The sequence below is a fragment of the Methylobacterium nodulans ORS 2060 genome, from assembly GCF_000022085.1.
Taxonomy (GTDB): Bacteria; Pseudomonadota; Alphaproteobacteria; order Rhizobiales; family Beijerinckiaceae; genus Methylobacterium; species Methylobacterium nodulans.
Window position 1 is genome coordinate 4430773 of record NC_011894.1, and the last position, 17627, is coordinate 4448399.

Here is a 17627-nt window from a genome sequence, read left to right on the forward strand (position 1 = left end):
ATGTCGCCGGCTGACATCCAGACCCGGGAGCGGTCGAACGTCTCGCTCTCTGATCGGGCCTACCGCATCCGCCGCAACGCCCTGCGGATGGGCGAGGTCCAGGGCCAGGGCTACATCGCCCAGGCGCTCGGCATCGCGGACGTGCTCGCGGTCGCCTATTTCCACGCCATGACCTACCGGCCCGAGGATCCCGAATGGGAGGGCCGCGACCGCTTCCTGCTCTCGATCGGCCATTACGCCATCGCGCTCTACGCGGCGCTGATCGAGGCCGGCATCCTGCCGGAGGACGAACTCGAGACCTATGGCTGCGACGACAGCCGGCTGCCCATGTCCGCCATGGCCGCCTACACGCCCGGCATGGAGATCACCGGCGGGTCGCTCGGCCACGGGCTCGGAATAGCGGTCGGCTTCGCCCTCGGGCTCAAGCGCAAGGGCTCCAAGTCCTTCGTCTACAACCTGTTCTCGGACGGCGAGCTCGACGAGGGCTCGACCTGGGAGGCGGCGATGTCGGCCGCGTCCTTCCGGCTCGACAACCTGATCGGCATCGTCGACGTGAACGGCATGCAGGCGGACGGCCCGTCGCGGGGCGTCCTGAACTTCGAGCCGCTGGCGCCGAAATTCGAGGCCTTCGGCTGGTTCGTGCAGCGGGTCGACGGCAACGACATCGACGCGCTGGTGCGGGCCTTCGACGCCGCCAAGGCGCATCCGGAGCCCAAGCCCCGGATCATCATCTGCGACACGACCATGGCCAAGGGCGTGCCGTTCCTGGAAGCGCGCGAGCGCAACCACTTCCTGCGCGTCGAGCCGGCGGAATGGCAGCAGGCTCTGGCGGTCCTGGCCGAGGGGAGGGCGGAATGAGGCGCTCGAAATACGAACGGCCGACCCAGCTGCAGCAGGGCGGGACGAGGCTCACCACCTCGGCGATGATCGCCTCGCTCGCCGCTCCCGGCCAGCGCACCAAGGCGGCGCCCTTCGGCCACGCGCTCGCGCAACTCGCGGCCGAGCGCCCCGACATCGTGGGTCTCAGCGCGGATCTGAGCAAGTACACCGACCTGCACATCTTCGCGCAGGCCCATCCCGACCGCTTCTACCAGATGGGGATGGCCGAGCAGCTGCTGTTCAGCGCGGCGGCGGGCCTGGCCCGCGAGGGCTTCACGCCGTTTGCCACCACCTACGCGGTCTTCGCCGCGCGGCGGGCCTACGACTTCATCTGCCTCGCGATCGCCGAGGAGAACCTGAACGTCAAGATCGCCTGCGCGCTGCCGGGCCTGACCACCGGCTACGGGCCGAGCCACCAGGCCACGGAGGATCTGGCGATCTTCCGCGGCCTGCCGAACCTGACCATCATCGATCCGTGCGACGCGCACGAGATCGAGCAGATCGTGCCCGCCATGGCGGCCCATCAGGGGCCGGTCTACCTGCGGCTGCTGCGCGGCAACGTGCCCCTCGTCCTCGACGAATACGGCTACCGGTTCGAGCTCGGCAAGGCGAAGACGATCCGCGACGGGCGCGACGTGCTGATCGTCTCGACCGGCCTGATGACCATGCGGGCGCTCGAAGCGGCCGAGGCTCTGGCCGACGACAGCATCGATGTCGGCGTGCTGCACGTCCCGACGATCAAGCCCCTCGACGAGGAGACGATCCTGCGCGAGGCGCGCCGGGGCGGGCGGCTCGTGGTGGTGGCCGAGAACCATACGGTGATCGGCGGCCTCGGCGAGGCGGTGGCGGGTGTGCTGATGCGCAGCGGCACGCTCCCCGAGAAGGGTTTTCGCCATATCGGCCTGCCCGACGAGTTCCTGGATGCGGGCGCGCTGCCGACCCTCCACGACCGGTACGGCCTTTCGACCCAGGCGGTCGTGCGGAGGATCCGCGAATGGCTGTGACGCCCGTCGCCCAGCCCCCCTTGGCCCAGCCCCCCTTGGTTTTCGTGGGGCTCGGCTCCATGGGCCTGCCCATGGCGTCGAACCTCGTCGCCAAGGGCTTCGAGGTCCGCGGCTACGACGTGCGGGCCGAGAGCCGCGCCGCCTTCGCGAAGGCGGGCGGCGTCCCGGCGGACGACCTGCGGCAGGCGGCCTCCGGCGCCGGTGCCCTCGTCCTGATGGTGGTGAACGCCGCCCAGGCCGAGACCGTGCTGTTCGCGGAGGGCGCCCTCGACGCGCTCGCGCCAGGTGCCGCTGTGATCCTGATGGCGACCTGCCCGCCCGAGGCGGTGGCGCGGATCGCCGAGCGGGTGGAGGCGGCGGGACGCGTCTTCGTCGACGCGCCGGTCTCGGGCGGCGTGGTCGGGGCCGAGGGCGGCACGCTCACGGTGATGGCTGCCGCCCCCGCGGAGACCTTTGCGCGGGTGCGGCCGCTGCTCGATGCGGTGGGGGAGCGCATCTTCCATGTCGGCACCAAGCCCGGGCAGGGCGCCACCGTGAAGGCGGTCAACCAGCTCCTCTGCGGCGTGCACATCGCGGCCGCCGCCGAGGCTCTGTCGCTGGCGGAGAAGGTCGGCGTCGACTTGGCCGTGGTGCTGGAGATCCTGTCGGGATCCTCGGCCGCGAGCTGGATGCTGCGTGACCGCGGGCCCCGCATGCTGGAGGAGATGCCCCGCGTCACCAGCGCGGTCGACATCTTCGTGAAGGATCTCGGCATCGTGCTGGAGGCCGGGCGCGACCAGAAGGCGGCCCTGCCGCTCGCGAGCCTCGCCCACCAGCTCTTCCTCGCCGCCTCCGGCCGCGGGGAGGGCGCCGCCGACGACAGCCAGGTGATCCGGTCCTACCGGGTCCTCAACGGACACGGATGAGCCGCAAGCTGGTCCCGTCTCCCACTCGGGAGAGGGGATCCCGCGCGGACCCGTCATCGCCGGATCAACCGGCCCGCCGAATCGAACTGAAGTCCAGGGAGAACGCCATGTCGACACCGACCCTCAGCCGCCGCACGCTCCTTGCCGGCGCGGCCAGCCTGCCCCTCGTCACCATCCTGCGCCGCCCCGCCAACGCGGCCGAGTTCGAGTACAAGCTCGCCACCGGACAGGACCCGACCCACCCGGTCAATCTCCGCGCCCAGGAAGCCCTCAACCGCATCCGCGAGGCGTCGGGCGGCCGGCTCGACATCAAGCTCTTCCCGGCCAACCAGCTCGGCTCCGACACCGACCTGCTCTCGCAGGTGCGCAACGGCAGCGTCGAGTTCTTCAACCTCTCGACCTCGATCCTCGCGACCTTCATTCCCGCCGCGAGCCTCCCCAATACCGGCTTCGCCTTCAAGGACTACGACGCCGTCTGGGCGGCGATGGACGGCGGGCTCGGCAACTATATCCGCGAGCAGATCGCCAAGACGCCCATCCAGACCGTCTCGAAGGCCTGGGACAACGGTTTCCGCCACATCACCTCGTCGACCCGCGAGATCCGCACGCCCGAGGACCTCAAGGGCTTCAAGATCCGGGTGCCTCCGGCCCCGATGCTGACCTCCCTGTTCAAGGCTCTCGAGGCCGGGGCGGCGCCGCTCAACTTCAACGAGCTCTACTCCGCGCTGCAGACCAAGATCTTCGAGGGCCAGGAGAATCCGCTCGCCATCACGGCCACGACGCGGCTCTACGAGGTGCAGAAGTCCTGCAGCCTCACCGGCCATGTCTGGGACGGCTACTGGATCCTCGGCAACAAGCGCGCCTTCCAGCGCCTGCCGGAGGATCTGCGCGCGCTCGTCACCCGCGAGCTCGACCGCTCGGCCGACGACCAGCGGGCCGATATCGTCCGCCTGAGCGCCTCCCTGCGCCAGGAGCTGACCGCCAAGGGGATCACCTTCATCGAGGTCAATCGCGATCCTTTCCGCGATGCGCTCGGCCGCACGACCTTTTACAAGGACTGGCGCGCCAAGTTCGGTGACGCGGCCTGGGGCCACCTGGAAGCCGTGTCCGGTAAGCTGGCCTGAGGGAGGACCGCATGCATCTCGAACTCGCGGACGAGACGCCGGCTGCACCGGCGCTCACCGGCCGCCGGGCCCGGTTGAAATGGCTCGACGATGCGTTGGGCGTAGCGATCGAGGTGCCGGCTGCGCTCCTCGTGGTGCTGGAGATCGTGGTGCTGCTCTCCGGCGTGGTGAGCCGCTACGTCTTCCACCAGCCGATCGTGTGGGCGGACGAACTCGCCTCGATCCTGTTCCTGTGGCTCGCCATGCTCGGCGCCGTCGTCGCCTACCGGCGCGCCGAGCACATGCGCATGACCGCCATGGTCAGCCTCGCCTCGCCGAAGGCCCGCGCCTTCCTCGACGCGGTCTCGCTCGCCGCAGGCCTCGTCTTCATCGGTCTCCTGCTCGAACCCGCCTACGAGTTCGCCAGCGAGGAGCTGTTCGTCCAGACGCCGGCGCTCGAGATCACCAATGCTTGGCGGGCCGCCGCCCTGCCGGTCGGCTTCGTGCTGATGCTCGCCATCGCGGTGCTGCGCCTCGTCGAGAGCGCCGACTGGAAGGCGTCGCTCGGCGCCCTGCTGCTCGCGGGCCTGGTGGTCGGCGGCCTCGTGCTGGCCGAGCCGACCCTGCGCACGCTTGGCAACTGGAACCTGCTGATCTTCTTCGTGCTCGGGGTCGGGGCGCTGGTCTTCTCGGGCGTGCCGATCGCCTTCGCGTTCGGGCTCGCCACCTTCGGCTATCTCACCTTCACCACGCGGGCGCCGTCCATGGTCGTGGTGGGGCGGATGGACGAGGGCATGAGCCACCTGATCCTGCTCGCGGTGCCGCTCTTCGTCTTCCTGGGGCTCCTCATCGAGATGACCGGCATGGCCCGCGCCATGGTGGGCTTCCTCGCCGCCCTGCTCGGCCACGTGCGCGGCGGCCTGCACTACGTGCTGGTCGGAGCCATGTACCTCGTCTCGGGCATCTCCGGCTCGAAGGCCGCCGACATGGCGGCGGTGGCGCCGGTGCTCTTCCCCGAGATGAAGGCGCGCGGCGCCAAGGAGGGCGACCTGGTGGCGCTGCTCGCCGCCACCGGCGCGCAGACCGAGACCATCCCGCCCTCGCTGGTGCTGATCACCATCGGCTCGGTGACCGGCGTGTCGATCACCGCCTTGTTCACCGGCGGCCTGCTGCCCGGGCTGGTGCTCGGGGTCACGCTCTGCCTGCTCGTCTGGTGGCGCTATCGCAACGAAGACCTGAGCCATGTGCGCCGCGCGAGCTGGGGCGAGATCGGCCGTGCCTTCGTGATCGCCATCCCGGCGCTGGCGCTGCCCTTCGTGATCCGGGCGGCGGTGGTCGAGGGCGTGGCGACGGCGACCGAGGTCTCGACCATCGGCATCGTCTACGCGGTGCTGGCCGGCCTCCTGATCTACCGCCAGTTCGACTGGAAGCGGCTCTACCCGATGCTGGTCTCGACCGCCTCGCTGTCGGGGGCGATCCTGCTGATCATCGGGGCGGCCACCGGCATGGCCTGGGCGCTCACCCAGTCGGGCTTCTCGCAGAGCCTCGCCGTCATCATGAAGGGCCTGCCCGGCGGGGCGCTCGGCTTCCTGATCGTGTCGGCGCTGGCCTTCATCGTGCTGGGCTCGGTGCTGGAGGGCATCCCGGCGATCGTGCTGTTCGGGCCGCTGCTGTTCCCGATCGCTCGTCAGGTCGGCGTGCACGAGGTGCACTACGCCATGGTGGTGATCCTCGCCATGGGCGTCGGCCTGTTCGCGCCGCCCTTCGGGGTGGGCTACTACGCGGCCTGCGCCATCAGCCGGATCCATCCGGATGCCGGCATACGGCCTATCATCGGCTACATCCTGGCGCTGCTCGCCGGCCTCGTGGTCGTCATCCTGGTGCCCTGGATCTCGATCGGCTTCCTCACCGCGCCGTAGCGGGTTCGCGGGCGGCTCCACGCCGCCCGATCCTCAACCCATCCCCCGCCGTCCCCTCTCCTCCGGGAGAGGGGAAACGGAGCCTTGGGCTCCGAACGATCCCTTTTTGCCCGCAGGACCCCGCCATGGCCGCCGCCGACCCCCGCCGCATGGCCGATGCCATCCGCTTCCTCGCCCTCGACGCCATTGCCCGCGCCGGCGACGGCCACCCAGGCGCCCCGCTCGGCTGCGCCGAGATCGCGACCGCGCTGTTCACGCGCCACCTCGTCTGCAACCCCGACGATCCGGAATGGCCGAACCGCGACCGCTTCGTGCTCTCGAACGGCCACGGCTCGATGCTGCTCTACGCAGCGCTCCATCTCGCCGGCTATGCGGGCATCTCCCTCGACGCCATCAAGTCCTTTCGGGAACTCGGCTCGCCCTGCCACGGGCACCCGGAATTCGCGCCGCATCACGGCATCGAGGCGACGACCGGGCCCCTCGGCCAGGGCATCGCCAATGCGGTCGGCATGGCGGTGGCGGAAGCCAGGCTCGCCGCCGAGTTCGGTCCCGACCTCGTCGACCACCGCACCTACGCCCTCGTCGGCGACGGCTGTCTGATGGAAGGCATCGCCCACGAGGTGATCTCGCTCGCCGGCCACCTGCGGCTCGGCAAGCTCACCTTCCTGTGGGACGACAACCGCATCACCGACGACGGCAGCACCGACCTGTCGATCTCGGAGGATGTGCGCGCCCGCTTCCGGGCGGCCGATTGGCAGGTGATCGACTGCGACGGCCACGACGTGGAGGCGGTCTCGGCGGCGCTCCTCCTCGCCAAGGGGGACCCGCGCCCGAGCCTCATCGCCTGCCGCACGATCATCGGGCGCGGCCTGCCGCGTCTCGAAGGGCAGCGCGGCGCCCATGGCGGGCGGGTCTTCGACAGCGATTGCGCGGAGGCACGGGCGGCCCGCTTCTGGGACCATCCCGCCTTCACGGTGCCGGAGGACGTGCTCGCGGCCTGGCGCGACGGCGCGGGTGCGCGCAACCGCGCCGCCTATGCGGCGTGGCAGGAGCGCCGGGCGGCGTCGCCTGCCGCGATCCGCACGGAGTTCGACCGCCGCGCGGAGGGGCGCCTGCCCGACGCGTGGCGCGAGACCCTCGTCGGCCTCAAGCGCCACTGGACCGAGACCGCGCCCGAGCGCCCGACGATCGAGGTGGCGGCCGACATCCTGGCCGCGCTCACCGAGACGATCCCCGACCTGTTCAGCGGCGCCCCCGACCTCGAGGGGCCGACGAAGCACAAGCAGGCGCTGCCCGCCTTCACGGCGCAGAATCGCGGCGGGCGCTACCTCCATTACGGCATCCGCGAGCACGCCATGGGGGCGATGATGAACGGCATGGCCGCCCATCGCGGCCTGATCCCGGTCGGTGCCACCTATCTGGTCTTCTCCGATTATCTTCGCCCGGCCCTGCGCATGGCCGCGCTGATGGAGCTGCCGGTCATCACGGTCTACAGCCACGATTCGATCGGCATCGGCCGCAACGGCCCGACCCACCAGCCGGTGGAGTTCCTGGCCTCGCTGCGCGCGATTCCCAACATGCTGGTGCTGCGCCCGGCCGATGCGGTCGAGACCGTCGAAGCCTGGGAGATGGCGCTCGCGAACCGGCACGGGCCGACCTCGCTGATCTGCTCGCGCCAGCCGCTGCCGCCCCTGCGGCGCAGCCCGGGCGGGGAGAATCTCAGCGCGCGGGGCGCCTACGTGCTCGCCCAGGCCGCGGGCGGGCGCCAGAAGGTCACGCTGATCGGTACCGGATCGGAGGTGGCGGTGGCGCTCGATGCCCGTGCGCAGCTCCAGGCGGAGGGCATCCCGACTTCCGTGGTGTCGATGCCGTCCTGGGACGCCTTCGCGGCGCAACCCGACTCCTACCGTGCGGAGGTGATCCCGCCCGGCACCGTCCGGGTCGCCGTCGAGGCGGCGGTGCGTCTCGGCTGGGACCGCTGGATCGGGGAGAACGGCGGCTTCGTCGGCATGACGGGCTTCGGCGCCTCGGGCCCGGGCGAGGAACTCTTCCGCCATTTCGGCATCACTGCGGATGCGGTGGTGCGGGAGGCCAGGGCGCGGCTCTGATCCGCGCCCGCTGGAGCGAAGCCGAGATCCGTCTGGCATTGAGCCGCTTCGCGGCAGGTCCTTGGGCTGGTTCCCGGATCTCCTTCCGCTGACGCTGCAGTCGTCCGGGAAAGGGGCGGTAAGGGGCGGAGCAGAGCTCCGCGCTGGCCTGAGCGCAGCCGAAATCCGCACGGCGAAGCAAGCAGCCGGATGTCGGATGACCGCTACTCCGCAGCCGCTTCCAGGGCCTTGTCGTAGGCGCCCGACTTCAGGGCGGCTTGGAGCCAGGCATCCACCGCGGCCTTGAAGGCGGGATCGCGGGTCATCCAGTAGCCCTTGTCCGCGTGGTCGAAGGAATCCGGCACCGCGGCGGGGCAGAGCACGCCCCGGTGGCGCCGGGACTGGTAATCCACCTCGGCGCCGTCCGTGACCATCAGGTCCGCGCGGCCCTCCGCCACCTCCCGGAAGATCGTGCGGTTGTCGGGATGCACCCGCACGGTCGCGTGGGGGAAATGGGCAGCTGCGAAGCGCTCGTTGGTGCCGCCGGGATTGACCACGACCCGCACCTCCGGCCGGTCGATGGCGCCGATCGAGGTGTAGGTCCTGGCGTCGGCGCAGCGCACGATCGGACGCTTGCCGTCCGACATCACCGGCACCGAGAAATCCGCCACGGCGGCCCGATCCGCGGTGACGCTGACGCCCCCCATGGCGATGTCGTAGCGGTCGGCGAGCAGGTCGTCCTTGAGGGACTTCCAGGTCGTCGGCACGATGGTGAGCGAGACGCCGAGGGTGCGGGCGAGATCCTCCGCCATGGTGACGTCGGCGCCCTTCAGCGTGCCGTCCTCGCGCTTGAGCGAATAGGGGGCATAGTCGCCGGTCAGCCCCACCCGGAGCGTGCCGCTCTCCTTGATCGCGGCGAGCGGCCGGGCCGCCGCCGGTCCAGCCGCCAGGATCCCGGCCGCCATCGTGGCGATCCCGATCCACCTGCATGCGTCCATCGCTCACCCCCGTCGTGCCAGGCTCTGGCTAGCGGATGTCGGTCCGGCCTGTCCACGGCGTTGCTGCGGCGGTTGACAGGAGGCCGCTTCGCTGGCGTGGAGAAGCCGCACGATGACCATCCGCTCCCACGTCGCCACGCGCCTCAGCACCTGGCTGTCCCGGAACCGCGCCAAGCTGATCCAGGCCGGCCGCATGACGGTCTCGAGCCTCCTCACCTTCGCGCTCGCCGCCGGCATGAACCTGCCGCAGTCATTCTGGGCGGTGATCACGGCGCTCATCGTCACCCAGAGCAGCCTCGGCTCCTCGCTCAAGGCCGCGCTCGACCGCTTCCTCGGCTCGGTCCTCGGGGCCGTGTACGGAGGGGCCGTGGCGCTTGCGATCCCGCATCAGGGCGGCGTGGCGAGCGCGATCGCCCTCGTTGTCGCCGTCGCGCCCCTCTCGGTGGCGGCAGCCCGGTCGGCGGGCTTTCGCGTCGCCCCGATCACCGCCGTCATCGTGCTGCTCAGCACCACCGGCAGCACGCTCGGGCCCGTCGCCTTCGCCCTCGACCGCATCCTGGAGGTCGGTCTCGGCTGCGCGGTCGGGCTCGCGGTGTCGCTCCTCGTGGTGCCGGCCCATGCCTCGCGGGCGGTGCGCGGGCAGGCGGCCCGCACGGCCCGGCTGCTTGCCGAGCAGCTCGATGCGCTCGGGCGGCGCGACGATGCGGCGATCGACGCGCAGGGCCTGCCGCTCGCGACGCGCCGCAGCCTCGACCGGCTCGAGACGCTGGTGGCCGAGGCCGCCCGCGAGCGGCGCAGCCGGCTCGCCGCCGCACCGGATGCCGAGCCGCTCGCCCGCACGCTCATGCGCCTGCGCCATGACGCGGTCATGCTGCGGCGGGCGGCGCGGGAGGCGGATCTCGGCCCGGACCTCGCCACGCCCTGGGCCGAGGCCGCGGCGGCGGCGGCTCGGCGCCTGCGCGCCATCGCCGACGGCCTCGAGGCGGGCACTGCGCCGCCCGGGGACGACACGGTCTTCCCGGCGGCGATCGACGCCTATCGGGCCGCCATCGACGACATGCGCCGCCAGCATCTCACGCGTACGCTGTCCTCCGACGTGGTCGGGCGGATCTTCTGGATCGCCTTCTCGCTCGACCAGATGCGGCGGAACCTCGACGACCTTGCCGAGCGGGCTGCGGAGAGCGCGGCCTCCGGTTGAGCGCACCGGCCGGGGCGCGGAGCGCGCCAGCTCGCTTCTGCCAGGCCGCTTCTGCGAAGTCGCTTCTCAGACGGCGGCGCGCCAGACCGCGAGCGCAGCCATGCCGAGGAGCCCGCCCGCGACGCCGAAGCGGATCCAGCGTCCGCCTGCCGACAGGAGTCGCCGAAAGGCCGGATGCGAGACCAGGAACCCGACCAGGGTGAACCACGTCGCCGCCATCGCGAAGACGATGAGGCAGGCGAGGGGCGCCGCTTCCGGCAGCAATTCCTGCGCCTCGCCCGCGAAGAAGCCGGCGAAGAAGGAAATCGTCACCGGGTTCGAAGCCGCCGCGACGAAACCGAGGGCGAAGGTCGCCGCGCCGCGGCTCGGCGCGGGTCGACCGCCGCGCCGGCGGCGCCGGAGAGCATCTGGAGCCCCGCGCGGGCCATCAGCACGGCGAAGATGGCCGTGCCGAGGATGCGTCCGAGCGGTCCCGCCGACAGCAGGGAGGCGCAGCCGGCCGCAAGCGCCGTCGCCGGGGCCGCGCCGCAGGCGATGCCGAGCGCTGTCAGGTCCGTGTCCCGCGCCGAGGCGAGCAGGCTTGCGCGCATCACCACGAGGAAGTTCGGCCCGGGGACGGCCAGGACGAGCGCGTAGGAGATGGCGAGGGATCCAAGCAGCGAGGGGAGGGTCGATACGTCAGCCATCCGGCCTTTCCGCGGGGCAGCGCCCGATGCGCCGCGTGGAGCATTCTTGAAGCGCATTCCGTTGCGGCAGGCGTCCTCCGATCGAATGAGCCGCGCCGGCCCGAAAGGGCCGGCCCGAGAGGGTGCTGCGCCCGGGATCCCTCGGGCTCGCATCGTCGTCGGAGTTGGCCCGATGCTGCCGCTGCTCGCGGGTGCGGCGGCCGTCCGGACGCCCATGTCCTGCCGTGGCGGAAAATCCGCTAGAGTGGGGCCCGTCGGGCCTCGCCGCCCGTCCGCCGGCCGCGACGGCCGGCGCGAGAAGGCGCCGGGCGCGCCGCAAAAGGGAAGGAACGACACGCCATGCTCGGCCTGATGCAGGACTGGCCTCTGCTGATCCACCGTGTCATCGACTATGCGGCCTCCCAGCACCGGGACCGGGCGGTGATCTCCCGCTCGGTCGAGGGACCGATGCATCGGACGACCTACGGGGCGGTGCGCCTGCGGGCGCTGCGCCTCGCCAAGCGGCTGGAGCGGGACGGCATCCGGCTCGGCGACCGCGTCGCGACGCTCGCCTGGAACACCTGGCGCCACCTGGAAGCGTGGTACGGCATCACCGGAATCGGGGCCGTCTACCACACCGTGAACCCCCGTCTGTTCACCGAGCAGATCGCCTACATCATCAATCACGCGGAGGACCGGATCCTCCTCCTCGACCTGACCTTCGTGCCGCTGGTGGAGCGCCTCGCCGATCAGCTGCCGACGATCGAGCGCTACGTCGTGCTCACGGACGGCGCCCACATGCCGCAGACGAGCCTGCGCAACGCCGTCGCGTACGAGGATTGGATCGCCGAAGCGGATGCGGATTTCGCCTGGGCCTCCTTCGACGAGAACACGGCGGCCGGCCTCTGCTACACCTCCGGCACCACCGGCAACCCGAAGGGCGTGCTCTACTCCCACCGCTCGAACCTGCTGCACGCGCTGGCGAATAACGGCCCCGACTATATCGGGCTCGCCAGCCGCGACATCGCGATGCCGGTGGTGCCGCTCTTCCACGCCAACAGCTGGTCGCTCGCCTTCGCGGGACCGATGGCGGGCGCCTCGCTGGTCCTGCCGGGGCCGAAGCTCGACGGCGCCTCGATCCACGACCTGCTGGAATCGACCGGCGTCACCGTCACGGCGGCGGTTCCGACGGTGTGGCTCGGCCTGCTCCAGCACCTCGACGCGACGGGCGGCCGCCTCTCCCGCCTGCGGCGCGTGGTCATCGGCGGCTCCGCCTGCCCGCGGGCGATGACCGAACGCTTCGAGCGCGAATTCGGCGTCAGCGTCGTGCATGCCTGGGGCATGACCGAGATGAGCCCGATCGGCTCCTTCTGCTCGCTCAAGCCCGAGGTCGAGAATCTCGAGGGCGAGGCGCGCCTCGACCTGAAGATGAGGCAGGGCTATCCGCCCTTCGGGGTCGAGTTCCGGCTGACCGGCGACGACGGCCGCGACCTGCCCTGGGACGGCACCACGTTCGGGCGGCTCAAGGTTGCGGGCCCGGCGGTGGCCAGGGCCTATTTTCGCGACGACACGCCCATCCTCGACGATCGCGGCTTCTTCGATACCGGCGACATCGCGACGATCGATCCGAACGGCTACATGATGGTCACGGACCGCTCGAAGGACGTGATCAAGTCGGGGGGCGAGTGGATCTCCTCGATCGAGCTGGAAAACCTCGCCATCGGCCATCCGGACGTGGCCGAGGCGGCGGTGATCGGCATCGCGCACCCGAAATGGGACGAGCGGCCCCTCCTCGTGGTGGTGCCGAAGGCTGGCCGCACGCCGGACAAGGCCGACATCCTCGACTTCATGCGCCCGCGCATTGCAAAATGGTGGCTGCCCGACGACGTGGTGCTGGTGGAGGAGATCCCCCATACGGCGACGGGCAAGATCCAGAAGACGGCGCTGCGGGAGCGATTCCGCGATTATCGGCTGCCCAGAGTGGCATGAGGCCGTCTTCCAGCGCGGAGCCGGGAGGGGTTTCCTGTGCGCAGGCCGGCCTCTACTAACCGGAGCATGACCGCACAGACCCCGCCCCGTCCCGCATGCGCCGCCTGATCATCGAGGAGCCCGTCACCCGGGCCGCGCCGTGGTCGCTTCGCTTCGCGTGGTTCGCGCTCGCCGTCGTGGGGATCTCCCTGCTGCTGGTGCGCGATCCCCGGGCCGAGACTGGCGCGGCCCTCGCGGCGCTCGGCGCGGGCGTCGTCGTGGCGATCCTAGCGGTGCTCCTCGCGCTCGGCGCCTTCGTGCGGATCTGGAACGAGGGCGCACGGGGACTGCGCACCGCCGTCGGCGCCCTCTTCCTCGCCGCGCTCGTCCTCGCCTATCCGGGCTACATGGCGGCGCGGGGGCTGATGCTGCCGCGGCTCACCGACATCGCGACGGATATCGCCGACCCGCCCGCCTTCTCGCGCTCGCGCGCCGCCTATGCGGCGAGGGCCGGTCGCCTGCCGCCCGACGTCTCGCCGGCCGCCCGCGCGCTGCAGCGGGAGGCCTATCCGCAGATCGCACCGCTCACGCTCGACCTCAGCGCCGACGAGGCATACCAGCTCGCCCTCAAGGCGGCGGCGAACCGCAAGTGGCAGGTGATCGAATCCTCCCGTCCGGGGGGGCGGATCGGGAACGGGCGCATCGAGGCTGTGGTGCGTTCGCGCCTGCTCGGCCTGCCCTACGACGTCACCGTGCGGGTGAGGCCCCGGGCCGACGGCTCCCGCATCGACGTGCGGGCCGCCTCACGCTACGGCGACCGTGATTTCGGCCAGAACGCCGACCACATCCGCTCCTATCTGGATGAGCTGTCGAACCTCGCGCTCGCCGTGAAATGATGCCGACGGTCCAGGCTGCCGACGCAGCGGACTGCTGGTATGAATTCACCACCGGCCGGGCCGACCCTGACGGATGAAACCGGCTGACTGAGCGCTCCCTTCTGGGGCAGCCCCACCGACCCTCATGCTGAGGTGCAGCCGAAGGCTGCCTCGAAGCACGCCTGACCGCTGGTCCGAGGCTGTGGTGGATGGGAGCACCGGTCCGGCGTGCTTCGAGGCTCCTTCGGAGCACCTCAGCATGAGGAGCGGGGCGGCTTCCACGCACGCCAGTTTCGATTGAGCCCGCCTCACGCGCTCCGGTACTCGCCCTCCAGCGTGGGCTCCCCGTCGGTGACGGCCCGGCCGCGGCCGACGAGATCCTCGAGATGGGCGAAGACCGACAGGGCCGCCGCACCCGTGAGACGGGGATCGAGCCCCTGGTAGATCTGCGCCACCAGGGCCGGGATCGTCCTGTCTCCGGCCGCCAGCCGCTCGAGGATGGCCGCCTCGCGGGCGCGGCGGTGATGGGACAGGGCCCGCACGAAGCGCTGCGGCTCGCGCACCGGGCCGCCGTGGCCCGGCCAATAGACCTGCTCGGAGCGGCCCCTCAGCCGGTCGAGGGAGGCCATGTAGGCGCCCATCGCCCCGTCCGGCGGCGCCACGATGCTCGTCGACCACGCCATCACGTGGTCGCCGGAGAACAGCGCCTCCTCCTCCGGCAGCGCGAAGGCGAGGTGGTTCATGGTGTGGCCGGGCGTCTCGAGGGCCTGAAGCGTCCAGCCCGGCCCGTCGATCACATCGCCGTCGCGCATCTCCCGGTCCGGGCGGTGGTCGCGATCACCGGCCGCGTCGAGAAGGTTCAGCTCGCCGCCCCGCAGCGCCCGCGCGGGCCGATGAGGCCCGCAGCCGACGATCGGAGCCCCCGTTGCGGCCTTGAGGGCGCGGGCGCCGGGCGAGTGATCGCGGTGCGTGTGCGTGATGACGATCGCCGCCACGGTCTCCCCGTCGAGCGCGGCGAGGAGCGCCTTCGCATGGTCCGGATCATCCGGCCCCGGATCGATGACCGCGACGTGGCCGCGCCCGACGATGTAGGTGCAGGTCCCGGTCTGCGTGAAGGGCCCTCCGTTCGGGCAGACGAGCCGCCGCACCAGGGGGGAGAGCACCTCGATCCGGCCGCTCTGGGGCGCCTCGCGGGTGAAGACCGGCTCTTCGGACTGGTTCAACCGGATGCCTCCTCGCGCGATCCCGGGACACGGGTTAGCGGCGGGCAGGGTGCCTGTCGAGCGGCCCCGCCATGCGGCGATCTGGACCACCCGCGGCGATCACGCTAGGTTCCGCCGTCCGACGTCCTCCCCCGCGGAAAACGTCATGGCCTATCTGATCGAGTCCGTCGGCTGCATCGGCCCGTTTCTCGCAGACCGCCTGCGGGAGGCCGGGATCGCCACCACGGAGGCATTGCTCACCCGGGCGGGCGATCCGGACGGTCGGCGGCAGCTGGCGCAGGCGACGGGCATCGACGCGGCGCTGCTCCTGCGCTGGGTGGGGCGGTGCGACCTGTTTCGCATCCACGGCCTGGCGCGCCCGATGACGGAACTGCTCGAGGCGGCCGGCATCTGCACGGTCGCCGATCTCGCGAGGCAGAATGCGGACAGCCTCGTCGATACCCTGACGGCCCTGAATACCGAGGGCGGGTTCTGCGCCGTGACGCCCACGCGCCGCCGCGTGGCGGAGTGGATCGCGCGGGCCGGCGCATTGCCGCCCGCCTTGGCGTAAGGCTTCTCCGTCTGGATCGGCGCTAGCCGCGCCGGCGACGGGCGCGCACGGGAATCGGAATGGGGGTGGGTTGAGCACCGCCGCGCAGGGCGGCGAGGGCTGCCGCCGCGATCGCAGCGCCTGCCAGCGCGGCGCCTGCCGCCAGCACCGGGGCCAGCGGACCGGCAGACGCGAACCCGACCAGGAGCAGCCCGATCAGGAGGGCGAGGCCGGCCTGCAGGGCAATGGATCGGTTCATCGTGCAGCCTCCAGTAGTTCGCCGGAGCAACGTGCGGCGCGAAACCCCGGTTCCGGCACCGCCGCCCTCGCGCAGCGTCCTTCCCAAGATGGGGATCCGTCGGGCTCTCGTCCCTGCGACAAAGCGGAACCGAATCTCAGGCTTGACGTTTCTACGCTCAAGATCGGCCGCGGGCCGATGACTCTCTGGACGAAAGGTTCGCGCCATGCTGGGTTGGGCGGTTACTTTCCTGGTCGTGGCCCTGGTGGCCGCGCTGTTCGGCTTCGGCGGCATTGCCGGAACCGCGGTGGAGGCCGCGAAGATCATCTTCTTCGTCGCCGTCGTGCTGTTCGCCATCTCGGCCGTGGTCGGCCTCCTGCGCGGGCGATCCACGAACCTCTGAAGACGTCGCCCCCGCCGCCCCGCCCGGGCGCGCATCCTCCACGCGCGAGGCGGACCATCGCACCGAGCAGGCCGGTTTTTCGGATCGTGTCCGCCTGCGTCCCGGTCGGCGCTACCAAGCGGCGAGCACAGGACCGGGCTTGCCGATGCAAGCCTGGTCGGCCCTGCCGCGCCAGCGGTCCGGTCAGGATTCCTGTGGGGTCTGCTTGCGGGAGCGATCGAGTTCCGCGAGGAGATCGACGAACCGCTCCGGGATCGGCTGCTGCATCAGCTCGTCGTACATGGCCCGCAGGTGGGACCCGATGCGCCCTTGCGTGGTACGATCAAGTCCGGGCTGGTGGGGGTCTCCCGAGATCCCATGGTCCGCGGGCGCCTGCGCGCCTTCCATCCCCTTGCAATCGATCATGCAATTCCCCTTCGCCCTGTCCTCGACAGGCGGGCAGGACGATGCCTCGGCGCTTGTTGACCAACGCGCGCTCTTGCGCCGACAACGCTTGTCAGGCCCGGGCGGTTCCGCTCCCGGAACGAACGTGCATGCGCGGCGTTGAGCACGTTGAGGACTTCGCACGCGCGACACCACACAAGGGGAACTGAATGTCGACAGCACAACTCGTCGTGCAGCACCTGCCGTACCTGCGCCGCTACGCGCGCGCGCTGACCGGCAGCCAAGTGGCCGGCGATGCCTACGTGGCCGCGACGCTCGAAACGCTCGTCAACGAGCCCGAAACGCTGGGCCGCAGCGCGAACGTCAAGGCGGATCTGTTTCGGGTTTTCACGCGGATCTGGAACTCGCTCTCGGTGAACGGCCAGATCGAGCAGGTGCAGCACGACCTCCCGGCCGAGGTGCGGCTGGGGCAGATCACGCCTCTGCCGCGCCAGGCCTTCCTGCTGTCCTGCCTGGAGGGATTCTCGGAGGAGGATGCCGCCACCATCCTGGGCGTCGATGTCTCCGAGGTGCGCGACCTCGTGGACGAAGCGGGCCGCGAACTCGCCGCCGACATGGCGACCGAGATCCTCATCATCGAGGACGAGCCGCTCATCGCCATGGATCTCGAAGCCCTGGTCGAGGGGCTCGGCCACAACGTGACCGGCGTCGCGCGCACCCGCTCGGAAGCCATCAAGCTCGCGGAAGGCCGCCGACCGGGCCTGATCCTGGCCGACATCCAGCTTGCGGACGGCAGTTCGGGCCTCGATGCAGTCAATGACCTGCTCAAGACCTTCGAGGTGCCGGTGATCTTCATCACCGCCTATCCGGAGCGCTTCCTCACCGGCGAGCGGCCGGAACCCGCCTTCCTCATCGCCAAGCCCTTCCAGCCCGCGAACGTCTCGGCGGTGATCAGCCAGGCGCTGTTCTTCCAGCAGAGCGCCCGCCGCCGCGAGGCCAAGGCCGCCGTCTGACAAGCCAACCGCCTGACCCTGTGATGGCCGCTCCTCCCTGGAGCGGCCATTTTCCGTCGGCGCACAAAGGAACGGGCCGGATGTTCATCCGGCCCGTTTTCAGTTTCCGGCCAATGCACAAGGGGAATGCGGGGAGGACCAGGTGGCCGGGTTGTCATCTCAACGCCTCCCCGGCCCGCGAGGTTCCGATCCTGCGGTGTCGTTTTTCGGCAGGTGTGGCTCTCGCGCCGCATGCG

At 70.9% G+C, this 17627-nt stretch carries 18 protein-coding genes; 12 read left to right on the plus strand and 6 right to left on the minus strand.

Going from position 1 to position 17627, the window contains the following annotated elements; translation table 11 throughout:
* From MNOD_RS20620 to tkt, 6 genes are all read left to right on the plus strand, one after another.
* Positions 1-858 carry a transketolase gene (locus MNOD_RS20620; RefSeq protein ID WP_015930894.1) on the plus strand — a complete coding sequence of 286 codons (858 nt, stop codon included), beginning with the start codon at positions 1-3 and terminating at the stop codon, positions 856-858.
* On the plus strand, positions 855-1883 hold the full coding sequence (locus MNOD_RS20625) for a transketolase family protein (RefSeq protein WP_015930895.1): 1029 nt from the start codon (positions 855-857) through the stop codon (positions 1881-1883). Before MNOD_RS20620 ends, MNOD_RS20625 begins: the two co-directional genes overlap by 4 nt.
* Positions 1874-2788 carry an NAD(P)-dependent oxidoreductase gene (locus MNOD_RS20630; RefSeq protein WP_015930896.1) on the plus strand — a complete coding sequence of 305 codons (915 nt, stop codon included), beginning with the start codon at positions 1874-1876 and terminating at the stop codon, positions 2786-2788. Before MNOD_RS20625 ends, MNOD_RS20630 begins: the two co-directional genes overlap by 10 nt.
* A 107-nt stretch (positions 2789-2895) precedes the next feature.
* Entirely contained in the window at positions 2896-3912 is a 1017-nt protein-coding gene (locus MNOD_RS20635) for a TRAP transporter substrate-binding protein (RefSeq protein ID WP_015930897.1), read from the plus strand.
* An 11-nt stretch (positions 3913-3923) separates the two neighbouring features.
* Positions 3924-5810: a TRAP transporter large permease gene (locus MNOD_RS20640; RefSeq protein ID WP_015930898.1), complete on the plus strand. Its 1887-nt coding sequence runs from the start codon at positions 3924-3926 to the stop codon at positions 5808-5810.
* 125 nt (positions 5811-5935) lie between these two features.
* Positions 5936-7918, plus strand: a complete 1983-nt coding sequence (gene tkt / locus MNOD_RS20645; RefSeq protein WP_015930899.1) for a transketolase — start codon at positions 5936-5938, stop codon at positions 7916-7918.
* A gap of 203 nt (positions 7919-8121) precedes the next feature.
* Here tkt and MNOD_RS20650 read toward each other — a convergent pair whose 3' ends face one another.
* Positions 8122-8895, minus strand: a complete 774-nt coding sequence (locus MNOD_RS20650) for a transporter substrate-binding domain-containing protein (RefSeq protein ID WP_043749148.1) — start codon at positions 8893-8895, stop codon at positions 8122-8124.
* Between the two features lie 112 nt (positions 8896-9007).
* Here MNOD_RS20650 and MNOD_RS20655 point away from each other — a divergent pair, with 112 nt between their 5' ends.
* Positions 9008-10093, plus strand: a complete 1086-nt coding sequence (locus tag MNOD_RS20655; RefSeq protein ID WP_015930901.1) for an FUSC family protein — start codon at positions 9008-9010, stop codon at positions 10091-10093.
* Between the two features lie 66 nt (positions 10094-10159).
* Here MNOD_RS20655 and MNOD_RS49275 read toward each other — a convergent pair whose 3' ends face one another.
* Both MNOD_RS49275 and MNOD_RS49280 read right to left on the minus strand, forming a co-directional pair.
* A complete protein-coding gene (locus tag MNOD_RS49275) occupies positions 10160-10405 on the minus strand; it encodes a hypothetical protein (RefSeq protein WP_015930902.1) in 246 nt (81 codons plus the stop codon).
* Positions 10402-10779, minus strand: a complete 378-nt coding sequence (locus tag MNOD_RS49280) for a LysE family transporter (RefSeq protein ID WP_015930903.1) — start codon at positions 10777-10779, stop codon at positions 10402-10404. Before MNOD_RS49280 ends, MNOD_RS49275 begins: the two co-directional genes overlap by 4 nt.
* 339 nt (positions 10780-11118) lie before the next feature.
* Here MNOD_RS49280 and MNOD_RS20670 point away from each other — a divergent pair, with 339 nt between their 5' ends.
* Entirely contained in the window at positions 11119-12747 is a 1629-nt protein-coding gene (locus tag MNOD_RS20670) for a long-chain-fatty-acid--CoA ligase (protein ID WP_015930904.1), read from the plus strand.
* 95 nt (positions 12748-12842) lie between these two features.
* Positions 12843-13622, plus strand: a complete 780-nt coding sequence (locus tag MNOD_RS20675; RefSeq protein ID WP_015930905.1) for a DUF1499 domain-containing protein — start codon at positions 12843-12845, stop codon at positions 13620-13622.
* 287 nt (positions 13623-13909) lie between these two features.
* Here the strand turns inward: MNOD_RS20675 and MNOD_RS20680 are convergent, their stop codons facing one another.
* Positions 13910-14824 (minus strand): MBL fold metallo-hydrolase, encoded by a 915-nt coding sequence (locus MNOD_RS20680; RefSeq protein WP_015930906.1) that lies wholly within the window; start codon positions 14822-14824, stop codon positions 13910-13912.
* A 145-nt stretch (positions 14825-14969) separates the two neighbouring features.
* Here MNOD_RS20680 and MNOD_RS20685 point away from each other — a divergent pair, with 145 nt between their 5' ends.
* Entirely contained in the window at positions 14970-15374 is a 405-nt protein-coding gene (locus tag MNOD_RS20685) for a DUF4332 domain-containing protein (RefSeq protein WP_015930907.1), read from the plus strand.
* A 22-nt stretch (positions 15375-15396) separates the two neighbouring features.
* On the opposite strand, the gene MNOD_RS20690 is transcribed toward MNOD_RS20685, so the two are convergent.
* Entirely contained in the window at positions 15397-15612 is a 216-nt protein-coding gene (locus MNOD_RS20690) for a hypothetical protein (protein WP_015930908.1), read from the minus strand.
* 205 nt (positions 15613-15817) lie between these two features.
* On the opposite strand from MNOD_RS20690, the gene MNOD_RS43780 reads away from it, so the two are divergent.
* Complete coding sequence (locus tag MNOD_RS43780) at positions 15818-15994, plus strand: DUF1328 domain-containing protein (protein WP_015930909.1); 177 nt, start codon at positions 15818-15820, stop codon at positions 15992-15994.
* 183 nt (positions 15995-16177) lie between these two features.
* Here the strand turns inward: MNOD_RS43780 and MNOD_RS20700 are convergent, their stop codons facing one another.
* A complete protein-coding gene (locus MNOD_RS20700; protein ID WP_015930910.1) occupies positions 16178-16399 on the minus strand; it encodes a NepR family anti-sigma factor in 222 nt (73 codons plus the stop codon).
* A gap of 188 nt (positions 16400-16587) precedes the next feature.
* Between MNOD_RS20700 and MNOD_RS20705 the strand changes: the two genes are divergently transcribed.
* Entirely contained in the window at positions 16588-17391 is an 804-nt protein-coding gene (locus MNOD_RS20705) for a response regulator (RefSeq protein ID WP_015930911.1), read from the plus strand.
* Positions 17392-17627: the final 236 nt, after the last annotated feature.